Origin of the sequence: Undibacterium sp. Ji83W (assembly GCF_049340385.1) — a bacterium.
Taxonomy (GTDB): Bacteria; Pseudomonadota; Gammaproteobacteria; order Burkholderiales; family Burkholderiaceae_D; genus Undibacterium.
Map to the genome: position 1 here is coordinate 92690 of NZ_JBMPOZ010000006.1, position 14517 is coordinate 107206.

Annotated in this window: 16 protein-coding genes; 5 read left to right on the forward strand and 11 right to left on the reverse strand. The window is 50.9% G+C overall.

All coding sequences use genetic code 11. The features are described from left to right. Nucleotides 1-4 precede the first annotated feature (4 nt). A complete protein-coding gene (locus ACO0LD_RS12315) occupies nucleotides 5-424 on the forward strand; it encodes a hypothetical protein (RefSeq protein WP_423007111.1) in 420 nt (139 codons plus the stop codon). 101 nt (nucleotides 425-525) lie between these two features. Here the strand turns inward: ACO0LD_RS12315 and ACO0LD_RS12320 are convergent, their stop codons facing one another. The 3 genes from ACO0LD_RS12320 to ACO0LD_RS12330 all read right to left on the reverse strand — a co-directional run bounded on the left by ACO0LD_RS12320 (nucleotide 526) and on the right by ACO0LD_RS12330 (nucleotide 2428). Beyond that, nucleotides 526-867, reverse strand: a complete 342-nt coding sequence (locus tag ACO0LD_RS12320) for a YkvA family protein (RefSeq protein ID WP_423007113.1) — start codon at nucleotides 865-867, stop codon at nucleotides 526-528. A gap of 10 nt (nucleotides 868-877) precedes the next feature. Further along, a complete protein-coding gene (locus ACO0LD_RS12325) occupies nucleotides 878-1510 on the reverse strand; it encodes a LysE family translocator (protein ID WP_423007115.1) in 633 nt (210 codons plus the stop codon). Nucleotides 1511-1591: 81 nt separating this feature from the next. Then, the gene (locus ACO0LD_RS12330) at nucleotides 1592-2428 is read right to left on the reverse strand and encodes a L,D-transpeptidase (protein ID WP_423007117.1); all 837 of its coding nucleotides are present in this window, start codon (nucleotides 2426-2428) and stop codon (nucleotides 1592-1594) included. A gap of 507 nt (nucleotides 2429-2935) precedes the next feature. Here ACO0LD_RS12330 and ACO0LD_RS12335 point away from each other — a divergent pair. Continuing rightward, entirely contained in the window at nucleotides 2936-3403 is a 468-nt protein-coding gene (locus ACO0LD_RS12335; RefSeq protein WP_423007119.1) for a hypothetical protein, read from the forward strand. Between the two features lie 31 nt (nucleotides 3404-3434). On the opposite strand, the gene ACO0LD_RS12340 is transcribed toward ACO0LD_RS12335, so the two are convergent. The 3 genes from ACO0LD_RS12340 to ACO0LD_RS12350 all read right to left on the reverse strand — a co-directional run bounded on the left by ACO0LD_RS12340 (nucleotide 3435) and on the right by ACO0LD_RS12350 (nucleotide 6626). After that, nucleotides 3435-3875 carry a GNAT family N-acetyltransferase gene (locus tag ACO0LD_RS12340; RefSeq protein WP_423007121.1) on the reverse strand — a complete coding sequence of 147 codons (441 nt, stop codon included), beginning with the start codon at nucleotides 3873-3875 and terminating at the stop codon, nucleotides 3435-3437. An 82-nt stretch (nucleotides 3876-3957) separates the two neighbouring features. Then, a complete protein-coding gene (locus tag ACO0LD_RS12345) occupies nucleotides 3958-4509 on the reverse strand; it encodes a gamma carbonic anhydrase family protein (protein WP_423007123.1) in 552 nt (183 codons plus the stop codon). Between the two features lie 80 nt (nucleotides 4510-4589). Beyond that, nucleotides 4590-6626, reverse strand: coding sequence for a primosomal protein N' (locus ACO0LD_RS12350; RefSeq protein WP_423007125.1), 2037 nt, complete (start codon nucleotides 6624-6626; stop codon nucleotides 4590-4592). A gap of 280 nt (nucleotides 6627-6906) precedes the next feature. On the opposite strand from ACO0LD_RS12350, the gene ACO0LD_RS12355 reads away from it, so the two are divergent. Then, nucleotides 6907-7137: a hypothetical protein gene (locus tag ACO0LD_RS12355; protein WP_423007127.1), complete on the forward strand. Its 231-nt coding sequence runs from the start codon at nucleotides 6907-6909 to the stop codon at nucleotides 7135-7137. Between the two features lie 17 nt (nucleotides 7138-7154). Here ACO0LD_RS12355 and hemE read toward each other — a convergent pair whose 3' ends face one another. The 3 genes from hemE to ACO0LD_RS12370 all read right to left on the reverse strand — a co-directional run bounded on the left by hemE (nucleotide 7155) and on the right by ACO0LD_RS12370 (nucleotide 10182). Continuing rightward, complete coding sequence (gene hemE / locus ACO0LD_RS12360; protein ID WP_423007128.1) at nucleotides 7155-8240, reverse strand: uroporphyrinogen decarboxylase; 1086 nt, start codon at nucleotides 8238-8240, stop codon at nucleotides 7155-7157. Between the two features lie 342 nt (nucleotides 8241-8582). Further along, nucleotides 8583-9347, reverse strand: a complete 765-nt coding sequence (locus tag ACO0LD_RS12365; RefSeq protein ID WP_423007130.1) for an SGNH/GDSL hydrolase family protein — start codon at nucleotides 9345-9347, stop codon at nucleotides 8583-8585. A 10-nt stretch (nucleotides 9348-9357) separates the two neighbouring features. Continuing rightward, nucleotides 9358-10182, reverse strand: a complete 825-nt coding sequence (locus ACO0LD_RS12370) for a PPK2 family polyphosphate kinase (RefSeq protein WP_423007132.1) — start codon at nucleotides 10180-10182, stop codon at nucleotides 9358-9360. A gap of 123 nt (nucleotides 10183-10305) precedes the next feature. On the opposite strand from ACO0LD_RS12370, the gene ACO0LD_RS12375 reads away from it, so the two are divergent. Next, a complete protein-coding gene (locus ACO0LD_RS12375) occupies nucleotides 10306-11016 on the forward strand; it encodes a tetratricopeptide repeat protein (protein ID WP_423007134.1) in 711 nt (236 codons plus the stop codon). A 2-nt stretch (nucleotides 11017-11018) separates the two neighbouring features. Here ACO0LD_RS12375 and ACO0LD_RS12380 read toward each other — a convergent pair whose 3' ends face one another. Next, the gene (locus ACO0LD_RS12380) at nucleotides 11019-11438 is read right to left on the reverse strand and encodes a CoA-binding protein (RefSeq protein WP_423007136.1); all 420 of its coding nucleotides are present in this window, start codon (nucleotides 11436-11438) and stop codon (nucleotides 11019-11021) included. Nucleotides 11439-11703: 265 nt separating this feature from the next. Here ACO0LD_RS12380 and ACO0LD_RS12385 point away from each other — a divergent pair, with 265 nt between their 5' ends. Continuing rightward, on the forward strand, nucleotides 11704-13827 hold the full coding sequence (locus ACO0LD_RS12385; protein ID WP_423007138.1) for a TonB-dependent receptor plug domain-containing protein: 2124 nt from the start codon (nucleotides 11704-11706) through the stop codon (nucleotides 13825-13827). A 218-nt stretch (nucleotides 13828-14045) separates the two neighbouring features. Here ACO0LD_RS12385 and ACO0LD_RS12390 read toward each other — a convergent pair whose 3' ends face one another. Next, a complete protein-coding gene (locus ACO0LD_RS12390; protein ID WP_423007140.1) occupies nucleotides 14046-14468 on the reverse strand; it encodes a F0F1 ATP synthase subunit epsilon in 423 nt (140 codons plus the stop codon). Nucleotides 14469-14517: the final 49 nt, after the last annotated feature.

Genomic DNA, 14517 nt, shown 5'->3' on the forward strand with positions numbered 1-14517 from the left:
GACTATGTCTGCCATTTTTACCAAATTGAATCTCAAAGATCAGAGCGAAATCCTGGTCTTGCATGCACCGGCATCGTTTGAGCCAGAAATCGCGGCTTTGGAGGGTGTCAAGGTGCTCAAGAAATTGTCTGGCGTCAAGAAGCTGAGGTTTGCTTTGGTGTTTGTCAGCAAGCAGCAAGAGCTCGATGAGATGTCTTTGGCCTTGAGCAAGCTGGTAGAAGGGGATGCCCTGCTGTGGTTTGCTTATCCCAAGGGAAGCTCGAAAAAATATCAATGTGAATTCAACCGCGATACTGGCTGGGATGTGATCAAGGCGGCGGGGTTTGATACGGTGAGGATGGTGGCGATTGATGAAGACTGGTCAGCATTACGGTTCAGGCACGGTGACTTTATAAAAAATTCTACCAGGAAGGCTGCTGGCTGAACATCCGATTATTTTACAGATAAAAATATTGACTCAATCCAGTTAGCCTTGAACTGGATTGAGCGGGTTTGAGCTTTAAGGCAGCCTGGCAAGGCAATACTTCAAACCTGCCCACTGCCAAACCAGCCTTTCATCTTATCCCTGGCGCTCTGCTTCACTTCATCCGTAATATAAAAACTGACGGTCACCAGCGCACCAGCGATCACACCCAGATCATCGCTGTAACCAACCACAGGCAGCATATCGGGCACTGCATCCAGCGGAAAAATGAAGTAACCCAATGCCCCGAAGATGACAGTCTTGGCCCAGGCTGGTGTCTCCGGCCTTTGCGCTGCATAGTACAGGCACAGCACTTTTTCTATGACTTCGCTGCCTGCCGCTTGTGCATATTTCTTGAGCTTTTCCCAAAAACCGTTTTCACTATACGCTTTGCTATGTGACATGATTTTCTCCTCAGTCATTCGCACGTTTAACTGTTGCCAGCAAACCCGCCGCTGCCACAAATACGCCGCCAGAAAACTGATTGAACATCTTTGCCTTGCCCTTGGAGCGCAGCCACGGCCCCATGCGTTCGGCAAATATGGCATACAGCATCAGCACGCTGAATTCAAAAAATACAAAGGTGGTGCACAAGACCAAAAATTGCGGCAGCTTGGCGGCAGCGGGGTTGATGAATTGCGGGAAGAAGGCGGTAAAGAACAGTAATGCCTTGGGATTGCTGATACCGACCAGCATGCCTTTGACATACAGGCGCAGGCGGGTGCCGCGCAGCTCGGTTTCTGCTGGCAAGACAAAATCACTGCTCTTGGCGCGCAAGCTGCTAATACCCAGATATAGCAGGTAAGCCACGCCCAGGTATTTGATGATGGTAAACACCAGCGCCGACGTCGCCAGGATGGCACCGATGCCTATTGCCGAGCAAGTCATGATGGCGATGAGGGAGGTGATATTCCCCAAGGCCGGGAACAGAGTCATGCGGGCACCGAAATTGATGCTATTGGTGATACACATCAACACGGCAGGGCCGGGGGTAATGGTCAATACCAGTACGGCAACGACATACAGCAACCAGGTTTCTATAGACATGAGGGTTCCCTGAAGTGATTTAAATATCCTGACAGGGATATCTTAGTCGATTTCAGGGACAGCTATCGCTTTTGCTAAAACTCAGGAAGGTTTCACCGCTTTGCGTGATGCCGGTGGTGCAGGTGGTATATAAGCGGCCCATTCGGGCTTTTGCTCTTTGCCGCTGTCGACAATGACCATATAGCGTCCAGCCCATGGATTGTCTTCACGGTTTTTGTCGAGTACCCAGAATTTCTTGCCCTCTGCCAACCCCTGTATATAGTCGGCATCCAGTACGGAATAACGGTCCAGCAGGAAGTTCAAGGTACCTGGTATGCGCACACAACCCTTGGATTGCACCGTGCCCAGACGCGATTCGAGTATGCCGGGGTCCGTGGCATGCATTTGCAGGCGCATGTCGGCGATGATTTTGTCGCCCCAGCCTTTTTTGGCCTTTTGCCAGCCAAAATCAAATACGCGCCTACCCTTGGCACCATAACCGCGTATGCCCTTGCTGTTTTTACTACCTTCAGCGCGATAATCCAGATTGGCCAGACTATGGGTATACACACCTGTCGGGGTTTCAAAATGTTCAAAGCCGGGGGAGCGTCCTGTCGATACAGGTGAAGCACCTATGAACTGATACTGCCCTTCCTGGTCCAGCCAGAACAACATGGCAACCTGGACTTTGGGATTGCGGTCGACCAGCATAATATATTGTGATGACAGATTGCTGATACTGGTACTGGCTAGTGCGACCGTCATCTGGTCTACATAAAGTTGCAGGTCTTCTGGCGGCGGCTGGACTTGCTGCACCACCGTGCTGGTATAAATGTCTTTCAGGCTCAGGGCAGACTCCAGCGCTTGAGCCGGGTATGGTGCAGCAAAGGCCAGCGCCAAAGTGATGGCTATCGCAGGTTTAAGCAGGGATGAAAGCATGTTGAATGGGAAAGGATGGTCGGCTGTGCAATGAAGCTCTGGTTTGAATACATATCGCTTGAACACTTTCAATATGCCGCAGTTTCATGCTCCCAGACAAGCATAAACAGCGCGATAGCAGGTAGGTTGTTGCAACTTTGACTCATCTCAAACACTCTAATGCCGAGCTTAGAACTCATTTCATCAATAGGGGTGAGTGCGAACAAGACGATTTGGGATGCAGTGCAAGGCGTGACGCGAAGCTAAGGCTGGTGCCTTAGCGAGGGCGAGGTAATAAACTGCACGCAGCAATGCGCCCAAATCGTCAGTTCCCGAAGGGTTTGCCTCATAACGCGTGCTGGACTGTGTTGGACTTGTTATCAATAGGCAAAGCTATTGACTGCCTCGTCCATAGTTTTACCATTGGCCAGCCCGCGTTATGAGGCAAACGCATCTCATCCCTATTGATGAAATGAGTTCTAGTATATTGATTCCTGACCTGAACACTTTACGCTGGAGTACCATGCCGTGAAATATGCAAAATTAGCCATGTTGCTGCCCTTGTCACTTTCGCTCTGCCTGAGCATGCCTGTGCTGGCGGCGGGGAGTAATTGCTCGAATAAGGATATCGCTTGTGTATCTGGCGGCATAGGCAGTACAGAACGGGAAGAGTTGCAGCAGCAGGCGGGGCAATACAGCTTGTGGCTGCGTACTGCCGCCAGCAAATCGGGCGCTTATCTGGCGGATATCAAAGTCATCGTCCGCAGTGAAAAAACCAAGGCCGTGCTACTGAGCACCAGCCTGGATGGCCCCTGGCTATTCCTGGCCCTGCCTGAAGGCCGCTACGAAGTTGAAGCCCACTATCATGACAAGGCGACCCGCTCAGACCAGATCGTCAAGAAAGTGACTGATATCAAAAAAGGCAGCCAGCGTCAGATGATGATGTATTTTGAGGCCAGCAATGTGGGTGAACTGAATTACAAACCCGCTTCCTGAAAGTGGGCGAGTGGGTGAGCACGGGATAGATTTATTCCAGGTAAATCCTGGGTTTATATACTTCCATGAAATTTTCAGGCTTGCTGAGTGGCGTGAAACCAAACTTTTCATACAGGCCAGCAGCTGTGCTGGTGGACAGTGTGAAGCGGCGCAGTTTTTTTACCACCGGATGGGCCATGACTTCTTCCATGAGTAATCTGGAGATGCCCTTGCCACGCATGTCGGTCACGACAAACACATCAACGAGGTTACCAAAGGTCGCCATGTCGGTGATGACGCGGCAAAAGCCCACCATGCGGTCTTGCTGGAAAATGCTGAAACACAGGGAATTGCGCAGGGATTCTTCTACCACAGCTCGTGAAATGCCGGTAGCCCAGCCACTCTCGGTTGTCAGGAATTGATGCACAAGATCAATGTCGATCTTGTCCTTGTCTGTGGTAATCCAGTATTCGCCAGCCTGTGTTGCATTCATGCTGTCCTGTCCTTCTATTTGGATGTTTGAAAATCTCTCAAAAATAGTTTGCCAGGTTCAGACCACAAAGCCGTTTTCAAGTTCATTCAGATGGCTGCTCAGCGACGCTGGCCAGGTAATTATTCTTGATGCGCACATAGTGCTCGGCTGAGTATTTGAAATAGCTGATTTCCTCCGCAGTCAGGGCGCGGACTTTGACTGCCGGGCGGCCTACATACAGATAGCCGCTTTCCAGCACTTTGCCCGGTGGCACCAGGCTGCCGGCACCCAGCATGACATGCTTGTGGATAACTACGTCATCCATGACGATGCTGCCCATGCCTATCAGGCATTCATCGCCTATGCTGCAGCCATGCAGGATGACGGAATGGGCAATCGTCACATAATCACCAATGATCAAAGGTGAACCGGCAGGCTTGCTGGCATTCTTGTGTGAGACATGGCCCATGGCCAGGTCCTGGAAATTGCTGCTATGGCCTATGCGTATGTGATTGACATCGCCACGCAAGACGGCATTGCACCAGACCGAGCTGTCCGGCCCGATTTGTACATCACCGATGATCTGGGCACTGGGGTGGAGGTAGCAATTCTCGGATATTTCAGGAAAGGTGGTCAGGTAAGGGCTGAGTGGCATGGTGCAATCTTTGTGTTCATTGGCAGGTTTGAACAGCAATTTTAACTGATCACAAATCTCAGGCGCATGTGGGTAAGTACTTAGATATCCACAGGATCAATTTCCACCGACCACCTGACCCGGCTTTTCATGGCGCGCAAATCTGCTATCCAGGCTTTGACGAAGGCTTGCAGCGCCGGGCGTGAGACTGATTCGACCAGCAATTGCGCCCTGTCCACATTGGCCACCCGCGTCATGGTCATGGGGATGGGGTCATTGATCATGATGCCCTGATGTTCGGTACAAAGCGCTGCTTCTTTCAAAAAGGCGATGGCGGTTTCCAGCTCTTTGGCTTCTGCCCGCAATAAAGCCTGGTACATGAAAGGCGGCATGTGGGCTTGCTGGCGTTCATCCAGCAAGTCTTTGGCAAAGTCCGGGTAATTGTGTGCCATCAGCGCATGATAGAGCGGATGGTCCGGGTAGCGGGTTTGTACCAGCACCTCGGATGCATTGCCGCCTTCCTTTTGTGCAGCCCGCCCGGCCCGGCCTGCGACCTGCATGAGCTGGGCAAACAGGCGTTCACTGGCGCGGTAATCTTGCGAGAACAGGGCAGCGTCCGGATTGAGCGCTGCCACCAGGGTCAGGCGTTTGAAGTCATGCCCCTTGGCCACCATTTGTGTGCCTATCAGGATATCGACTTCACCGGCATGCACACGTTCAAAGGCAGCGGCGGCGCTGCCTTTGAGGCGGGTGGAGTCGGCATCGATGCGAAATACCCTTGCCTCCGGGAAAAGCAAGGCCAGGCTTTCTTCCATGCGCTGGGTGCCGCGGCCCAAAGGTTGCAGGTCGATATTGCCGCAAGTCGGGCATGAGCGAGGTATGCGTTGTTCCAGGCCGCAATGGTGACAGCGCAACCTGTGGTCGCCTTTATGCAAGACAAGATGGGCAGTGCAACGGGTGCAATTGCTGATCCAGCCGCAGGCATCGCAGGCCAGCACAGGTGCATAACCGCGCCGATTCAAGAATAGGAGTGATTGCTCACCCTTCTCCAGACGTAGCTTAATCGCGCCTATTAGCCTTTGCGTCAGGCCTTCGCTGGGCTTTTCTCTTTCCAGGTTAATGATGCGTATGATGGGCAAGACGGCGTGCTGAACTGCCCGCTCGCGCAATTCCAACAGGCGGTAGCGGCCAGTCTGCGCGCCCTGCCAGCTTTCCAGCGAAGGCGTGGCAGAACCCAGCAAGATGGGGATAGACAGTTGCCGCGCCCTCCACACGGCAAGGTCACGCGCGGAATAACGCAAGCCTTCCTGTTGCTTGTAAGAAGGATCATGCTCTTCATCGATGATCAGCAGTTTCAGCCTGGGCAGGGATGCCAGCATGGCCAAGCGCGTACCAAGCACGATACGGGCACGACCCGTATGTGCTGCCAGCCAGTGCAACATGCGTTCACCTTCTGCCATACCGCTGTGCAGGGTAGACAGCATCAGGCCGGGGAAACGGGCGCGGATATGGGATTCCAGCTGCGGCGTCAGATTAATCTCTGGCACCAGGATCAGGATCTGGGCATCCGGGTTTTTTGCCAGTACTTTGGCGGCCGTCTGCAAATACACTTCAGTCTTGCCGCTGCCTGTGACCCCAAACAAGAGGTGCGGGGCATAGCCCTCGGCAGTGGCAACCGCATCCACGGCAGCTTGCTGTTCAGGATTTAATTGCGGCTCGCCCACCGGGCTGACATCGGCCAGTTCTGGCAACTTGTCCAGCTTCTTGATGGCGCGTTGCAGGGAAACCGTTTTGATGGCTTTCAAATTCTTGGGTAAGGCAGGTATCGCCACCTCGCCTATGGGACGCTGGTAATACTCGGCGGCAAACTGACATAGCGCCAGCCATTCCTTGTTCATGGCCAGCAACTCGTGCCTGACGGCGATGACGTCGCGCAGCTTGGCGGACGGGACTTCGGTCTCGCTCACCACATCCATGATCAGGCCAACTACTTCCTGGCGGCCAAATGGCAAAGCGACCAGTTGTCCAATCTGGGGCGGGGCTACAGTAGTACCGCCCTCTTCTTGTGCTGTCCATCGATAATCGAAGGTGCTGTCAAGGGGGGTATCAAGGGCTACTCGTAAATAAACTTGTTTCACGATCTAAGCTTGAACATGAAAATCAGCGCTAACTATTGATTTCATAAGGCTTTTTGACATATCCACAGTTTCTGTGGATAACTTTGTGGAGAAAGATCTATTGACATCGGTTTTCGCTAGCGTTTACGTGGGTTTCCACAGAATGCCCTATCTCAGCGCCTAGAATTTAGTCTTTTAAAATCAATGACTTACAAAAAATGCTGGAAGACAAAAAAATATTTTTGAAAATATTTTTTGTCGCCCCGATTTTGTGCATAAGTAACAGAAAATGTGCATAGAAATGCAAAATTTTACTGCGGCTAATCCATTGGTTTTCCACAGCTTTCGGGCTGGAAAAGCACGCCAGGACTATGTTTTGCAGAGCAACATAACGCAAAGACAAGCATTTCCGGCACTTGTTGTTTTACCAGTGCCTAAAAGCCCATACTTTGCCACTGGCCTGACCAGAAATACTGGCTGGACAAGCCACTTTGTAATCAGTCAGTGGCGAAAAACCATGCATATTTTATAAACAAATACCGCTACCTGCTAGGCTTGACGCTGTTGACGACTATATTCATGCACCGTTTCGACCAGCACGCTGACTGACTCAACTGGCGTAAATTGCGAAATACCATGACCCAGGTTGAATACATGGCCATGACCAGCCGCAGGTTTGCCATAACTATCCAGAGTGGCAATTACCTGCTGACGAATTTGCGACGGTTCAGCAAACAGCACCGCCGGATCAAGATTACCCTGCAAGGCCACTTTATCACCAACCTTGGCGCGTGCCTGGCCCAGGTTCATCGTCCAGTCCAGGCCCAGGGCATCTGCACCGATATCAGCCAGTTGTTCCAGCCACAAACCGCCACCTTTGGTAAAGACGATGGCAGGAATACGCTTGCCATCTTTCTCTTTTTGCAGCTGGCTGACGATATCGCGCATATAAGATAGCGAAAACTCTTGATAGGCCCCATCCGCCAGCGCCCCACCCCAGCTGTCAAATATCATCACGGCCTGGGCCCCGGCATCGATTTGCGCATTCAGATAAGTAGCGACAGCGTCGGCATTGGTGCGCAGGATGTGGTGCATGAGGTCCGGGCGCTTGTACATCATGCTCTTGACTGTATGGAAGTCGCGCGAGCCCTGGCCTTCTACCATATAGCAAGCCAGCGTCCATGGGCTGCCGGAAAAACCGATCAGCGGTACACGGCCATCCAGCGCAGTGCGGATTTGCGTTACTGCATCAAATACATATTGCAGGCTGCCTGCTTCTGGCACTTTGAGTGCCATGACGTCTTTTTCATCTTTTAGCGGGCGCTCAAACTTCGGGCCTTCGCCTTCTTCAAAGTACAGACCCAGGCCCATCGCATCCGGTACGGTCAAAATATCAGAGAACAGGATGGCAGCATCCAGGCCATAACGGTCTATAGGTTGCAAAGTCACTTCAGTGGCAAAGCCGGGATTCTTGGCCAGGCTCAGGAAAGAGCCTGCACCTTTGCGGGTGGCACGGTATTCTGGCAAATAACGGCCCGCCTGGCGCATCAACCATAGTGGTGTGTAATCAGTTTCCTGGCGCAACAAGGCTCTCAGGAAGGTATCGTTTTTGAGCGGGGCAAAATTCATGGACATAAGGGCTTTCGGTGACGCTGCGTGCATCTGCTTATCTACTGACATTGTCAAACTACGCAGTCTATTGCTGTATAAGCGACATTATCGCCTATGCGCGCAGGATAGGCATCTGATCTGCAGCAAGTGGCGCAATTTTCAGCAAAATTTCCGGCAATAAACTGTGGATAACTTTGTGGATAGAAATGACAGAATGCCAGTTTACTGATTTATTTTAAATTCGGTTAACAGGATTATTCTGTAAGTCATTGATTTTATTGGGAAGGAATACCAGTTTATGAGAAATTCGCGTTTTTTAACATAAATCGCGTGCAAGCGAAATTGTGCATAAGTACCAAAGCCATATTATTTTTCTTGACGATTTTGCAGAAATGTTTTTGCTAATTCTTCTGCCCAAATACTAACGCCAAGTGCTGACGGATGGTAGCCATCTTCGGCCATCTGGCGCACATCTTGAAGATTTGCGGTAAACGGCAAATGCAAAACCTGCTGCCGGGATGCTGCCATTTCGCGGTTTATTTGATCCAGCGCACGCGCTTTCATGCCCAAAACCTGGCGCAAAGGAGCGGGCAAGGCGGGAAAAACCTGCATCGGTGGCACGCCCGCCAACACGATAAGACCACTTGGTTTTAGCAACATCTGCAATTCATCCAACAGGCCTTGCAATTCTGCGCGGTAGCTATTAACGGGGCAAAAGCTGGTCGTATCATTGACACCAAAAGCGACCAGAATGAGATCCCACGCTGGCGATGCATCGCTTTGCGCCTGGCGAAATGCTGGCAAAGCTTGCCTGGCCCAGGACAGGCGTGCGCCATTTTGCCCCAAAGCCTGCCATTCCACAGCAGTATCGAGTTTGCCAGCCAGTGCTTTGGCCAGTTGTGCCGTGATGGATTCTTTATAATTAGCCACGCCCACACCCGCAACCGGTGACTCGCCTATGCCCAGAACCCGCAAGTTATCCACAGCAGGATGGGTATGACTCCACAGCCCATATGCTTGGTCACTGGCTTCAGGCAAGCGTGGTGTCACCGCTCGGGTGCGCCGCCCCTGCCATGCCAGCAAGGGATAGATCGGCGCTGCAAGCAGCTCAGGCCAGTAGCTGAACTTCATTTACTGAGCTTCACTCTACCTTGATCTTGCTGTAATCAGGATTGCCTGGCGGATATTTGAGTTTCAGGCTCAGCAGTTTTTCTTGCACTATGCTGGCAATGACGAGGTTGCGCTGGGTCTTAGAGTCTGATGGCACGGCATACCAGGGCGCATGATCGGCGTCCGTTGCCAGCAAGGCATTTTCATACGCCTCTTGATATGCTTCCCAGTATTTGCGTTCGACCAGGTCCTGGGGATCAAACTTCCAGTGCTTGTCGGGATCGGCCAGGCGCTCTTCCAGCCTGGCCTTTTGCTCAGCCTTGGAAATATGCAGGAAGAATTTCAATATCACCGTACCGGTTTCGGCCAGCATACGTTCAAAATCGCGGATCTGCGCGTAGCGGCGCTTGCATTCGGCCTGGTCTATCCAGTCATGGACGCGGGTAATCAGGACATCTTCATAATGGCTGCGATTAAAGATGGTGACTTCACCCTTGCCCGGCACTTCTTTATGAATGCGCCACAGGTAGTCATGATTTTTTTCATCGGTACTGGGTGCTTTAAAGGCGACCGTCCGTGCCCCCAGAGGATTGATTTGCCCGAACACGCCGTTGACCGTACCGTCTTTACCGGATGTATCCATACCCTGCAGGATGATCAATAGCTTGCGGTCATGAGCGGCATACAAAACATTTTGCAGGTCAGAAATTTCTTCTGCGAGTTTTAAGGTTGCCAGTTTGTCGGCTGCCTTGTCTGCATTCTTTTCTGTGGCCGCCGTACCCAGCAGTTTTTTATTGGCATCAGCATCCTTGACCTGAAAACCCTTACCTACCCGAAACAAGTCCGCAACTGTCATTCAAGTCCCCAATCAATATTGTTTAGCTTACGCAAGAAGTATCTCAGATTCAGAGATAATGTTTTGATGATAATATGAAAAGCACTTCTTCCCATAGCCAGTATGTAAACTAAAGGACTTATTGTGCGTAGATTTACCGCAATCATATTGACAGCCGCATTTGCAGTTTCTGCTTACGCTGAAGAGCCAACAATCACCGTCATCAGCGATGTCAGGCTAGCTATAGCACATGCCAAAGGGGTGGAATTTTCTGCTGATTCTGAGGCCTTGCAGAAATTTGTCGATACCAGGCAATTTGGAGAAGCCGATAAAAGAGCAAAATCGAATTGTGCATCTTATGAATCCATCTTTGACCGCAACAAAAAACAGTATACATTCCAATCTGATGAGGAATTTGAGGAATTCAGCAAATCCAGCAAGCTGGATTTTGAATGGATAGACTGGGGTTACAAAACCTGTCTGCAAACTCAGGCTTTTGTCGCGATAGAAAGAAGGGACTTGCAACAAGCCTTGTCCATGCTCAGGAAAGTGGAATCGCTGGCCCCGGTATCCGCTGGCACCTCGTCTGAAATTGGCTATGTATTGAATCAACTTGCTAAACCGGCAGAAGCCTTGCAAGCCTACCGTCATTCCCATGAACTGAGCAAACGATATCTTTCGCAACGGCCTTACCTGGCGATCGCCTTGCGTGGCATGGGGTTTTCTTTGATAGAGCTTAAGCGACTGGATGAAGCAGAGAAAGCTTTTCAAGAATCATTGCAAATCGAACCTGGCAACAAACTGGCCAATAACGAACTCGTTTATATACAAGGATTGCGCACGCAGCAAAAGTAAACTTAGTGCTGGTAAAGATGCTCTATCTTGATGCACCTGTCCATGACGACTTTAATACCCGCAGCCTCCGCCCGGGCAGCAGCGGCTTCATTGACGATGCCTGACTGCATCCACAAATAAGGCGCAGCAATCTGTATGGCCTCTTCCACAATCGGTGGAATATCAGCCGCATTGCGGAAGCAATCGACGATATCGATACGGTGTTCTGCTGCTGCAGTAATCAGGTCAGGATAGCAATATTCGCCAAGGATCACATTCCCCGCTTCACGCGGATTTACCGGGATAATCCGATAACCATGCGCCTGCATATAGGCAGCCACTCCATGGCTGGGGCGTGAAGTTTTTGAAGACAGCCCAACGACAGCAATAATTTTACTGCTACCTAATATGCTGGTAATCAAGTCAGTTTGCTTAATGCTCATAAAATCCTGTTTTCTATTTCTGAGATTATCTTCAGTATCTCACCTGGTATCTGTTCACGATCAGCACATGCCTGTCGTCTATTTATGATTGACATCCATATTAAGGGATTGCTAATGTTGCGTTTTGCTAATTTACAATAGTATTGAGCATGTCAGGTAGGTTGCCATTCATTTCAAGTAAGTTTCCCAAACCTATGGGCACGCAGTTTTGACCAGGTCGTTCCCTATCTGCGGCCTGAGTCTGCTGCTGTTTGCAGGTAGCGCTATGGCTGGGGAGACGCAACTGGAGCAAGCTACCCCGCAACAAGTCGTCGTGACCGGCGTGCAAACTGACATGGATGCCCGACGTGACTCAACGGCGGGCAAGACCATTATAGGCCGCAAGCGCATAGAAGAAAGTGGCGTCGAGAAGGTCGGTGATTTGCTTGCACGCGAACCGGGGCTGCCCAGCACTTTGGGTGCGCTTGGCAGCCCGACTTATACACAGTTTCTGATCGATGGTTTGCCCCCTGCCAAAAACCAGAATCTCGCAGACATGGATTTGCAGCTGGTCGAGAAAATTGAAATCATCAAAACCACAGTCGCTGAATTTGGCCCGTATGGCATTGCTGGCACCATCAATATCATCACCCGCAAAATCATAGCCGAACAAAAAAAGACAGACCTCAGGGTCGCGTACAACACCAGTGCCGGTCAACCTGGTATCAATCTTTCTTCGTCTTTGAGCCACGGAAAAGAAGAAGACGTGCTAAGCATGAATATGCAACTGTCTTCATCTTATAAAACCCAGGAGAGCAGTGGCAGCCTGAGCCAGACATCCTCCTCATCGGGTAGTGGCATAGCACAGCAATTGCAGGGGCAATCTAGTACAAGCAACCGCTTTGTCACGCTGGCGGCATCAGGTAATATGATCTGGCGACCCAACCAGCGTCACCAGCTTATCTTCTCGCCAGCGATTAATACCAGCACCAGCGTTTGGGCAAATAGTAATATCCGTCAATGGGATGATGGCAACAGTCTGGAGATGAATGAGCATTTTCACGGAAATACGGAACAATTCAGCCTGCCACTAAGCTGGACTATTCGCCTTCATGAACAAAGCCAGTTAATGCTATCAGCGCGTATCAACCGTGACCGCGGTCGTATGGAAACAGTCTGGAATGAATACCGCAGCAGCCTGGGAAGCAGCCTGCGTCGTACTTCTGCTGATAACTCAGGTACTGCAGCTACATTCAAGCTCGACTATAAAACCCTGCTAGCAGATGCACATGAAATCAAGGCGGGCATGCATTTGATGCGTAGTAGTGACAGCCTGGATGAAAAACACTGGCTCAACGGTAATCCTGACCTGGCTCTTGATGAATTCAATGCGCCCTATAGCCTCGTAGAAACTAAGCTCCGCTGGTTCTGGCAAGATGACTGGCGCCTTGACGATAGCCTGTCCCTGAATCTTGGCATATCCGGAGAGCAGACAATACTGGATCTGCAAGAGCTATATTATCAGTCCCATGCCCTTTATCGCGTGCTGTCGCCATCCATGCATTTGCTAAAGAAACTGAATGCAGACGGTACGCAAAGAATGCGCTTTAGTCTGGCGCGCTCGTTTAATGCACCACGCTCCAGCGATTTGATGCAACGCCCGTTCATTAATGCTCTGGCTCCATGTCTGGTGAATGGCGTATGCATTGCAAATGGCATAGAAACCGCAGACAGCTCTGGAAATCCGGATTTGCAGCCTGAGCGCTCGCTGGGGCTGAATGTCACTTACGAATATGATCTGGCTGCGAATAGTCTCTTGTCCCTGGGTTTATACACCAGGGATATCGATAAAAAGCGCGGCTCGGAAATACGTCTAGAGAATGTGGCCTGGTCAAATCAGGCGCGCTATGTAAGTCGCCCGGTGAATTTTGGCGATGCCAGTGTGCAGGGGATTGATATGGAATTGCAACTGGCTTTGCGTGATCTGAATGCACAAGCACCGGATGCCAGTTTGCGCGCAGGCTTGGGCCTGGCACGCTCCAGGGTAAATATACGCTCAGGACTGGACATGCTGACGGACAGCCAGACGCCTTGGAATGCCAAACTGGGCGCGAGTTATACGGCCAGGGCCTGGCCTTTAAAACTGGATATCGATGCCCATTGGACACCCGGAAACTGGGTGCGTATCAATGCACAGCAGCGCTCTTTCTCACCCCGGCAATTTAGCCTGAATGCAGGTGCCGTATGGAAATTCAATCCGGATACCAGTCTGACGATTAATTTGGGAAATATTCTGGCAGACAGCAGGGCTAGCGTGACTGAGTATGCGGGTGTCGATGGCGTAGTGCGGCAGCAGAGCCTGAACAAATCGCATACCCGTTTGAGTGTGCGCTTGAATTTCAAACTCTGAATATCATGGTTCTGCATGCACCAATTGGATAAAAACGAATTTCTCCAATGAGGCATCAGCGTGAGCTCTCATTGCTGTCCAGTTCACGCCAGATATGGTGATGGACATAGACTAAGTTCAATCAATTATGATGAGACAGCGCCAAAAACAAAAGGCAGCCAAGGCTGCCTTTTGTTTTAATGCTTGCTTACTACGCAGCGGAGTGAACCGCTATCGTATTAACGCTTTTGACGCAATCTTTGTATCGCTGCCAATTGGGCGATCGCAGAAGCCAATTCTGCCTGTGCTTGCGCATAGTCAATTTTGGAATCACGATTAACCAAAGCTTGTTCTGCCAGTTTCTTGGCTTCGCTGGCTTTGGCTTCGTCCAGATCTTGACCGCGAATCGCGGTATCGGCCAAAACTGTCACTGCATTTGGTTGCACTTCAAGCAGGCCACCGGCGACGAATACGAATTCGTCTTCCGCTTTGCCTGGAACCTTGATGCGCACCGCGCCCGGCTTGATGCGGGTAATCAGTGGTGTATGTTTCGGATAGATACCCAATTCACCAGCCTCACCCGGCAACGCGACGAATTCGGCTTCACCAGAGAAGATCAACTCTTCTGCGGAAACCACGTCAACGTGAATAGTGTGTGCCATGTTGGACCCTTATTATTCGCTCAAAAAAGCTATGGTGCAGCTAATTGAT

What these genes read in the sequence shown, in the direction of transcription:
- ACO0LD_RS12380 (WP_423007136.1), bottom strand. Translation starts at nt 11,438, where the DNA reads ATGAGCATTAAGCAAACTGACTTGATTACCAGCATATTAGGTAGCAGT.
- ACO0LD_RS12385 (WP_423007138.1), top strand. Translation starts at nt 11,704, where the DNA reads ATGGCTGGGGAGACGCAACTGGAGCAAGCTACCCCGCAACAAGTCGTC.
- ACO0LD_RS12325 (WP_423007115.1), bottom strand. Translation starts at nt 1,510, where the DNA reads ATGTCTATAGAAACCTGGTTGCTGTATGTCGTTGCCGTACTGGTATTG.
- ACO0LD_RS12330 (WP_423007117.1), bottom strand. Translation starts at nt 2,428, where the DNA reads ATGCTTTCATCCCTGCTTAAACCTGCGATAGCCATCACTTTGGCGCTG.
- ACO0LD_RS12390 (WP_423007140.1), bottom strand. Translation starts at nt 14,468, where the DNA reads ATGGCACACACTATTCACGTTGACGTGGTTTCCGCAGAAGAGTTGATC.
- ACO0LD_RS12345 (WP_423007123.1), bottom strand. Translation starts at nt 4,509, where the DNA reads ATGCCACTCAGCCCTTACCTGACCACCTTTCCTGAAATATCCGAGAAT.
- ACO0LD_RS12355 (WP_423007127.1), top strand. Translation starts at nt 6,907, where the DNA reads ATGCAAAATTTTACTGCGGCTAATCCATTGGTTTTCCACAGCTTTCGG.
- ACO0LD_RS12320 (WP_423007113.1), bottom strand. Translation starts at nt 867, where the DNA reads ATGTCACATAGCAAAGCGTATAGTGAAAACGGTTTTTGGGAAAAGCTC.
- ACO0LD_RS12365 (WP_423007130.1), bottom strand. Translation starts at nt 9,347, where the DNA reads ATGAAGTTCAGCTACTGGCCTGAGCTGCTTGCAGCGCCGATCTATCCC.
- hemE (WP_423007128.1), bottom strand. Translation starts at nt 8,240, where the DNA reads ATGTCCATGAATTTTGCCCCGCTCAAAAACGATACCTTCCTGAGAGCC.
- ACO0LD_RS12340 (WP_423007121.1), bottom strand. Translation starts at nt 3,875, where the DNA reads ATGAATGCAACACAGGCTGGCGAATACTGGATTACCACAGACAAGGAC.
- ACO0LD_RS12370 (WP_423007132.1), bottom strand. Translation starts at nt 10,182, where the DNA reads ATGACAGTTGCGGACTTGTTTCGGGTAGGTAAGGGTTTTCAGGTCAAG.
- ACO0LD_RS12315 (WP_423007111.1), top strand. Translation starts at nt 5, where the DNA reads ATGTCTGCCATTTTTACCAAATTGAATCTCAAAGATCAGAGCGAAATC.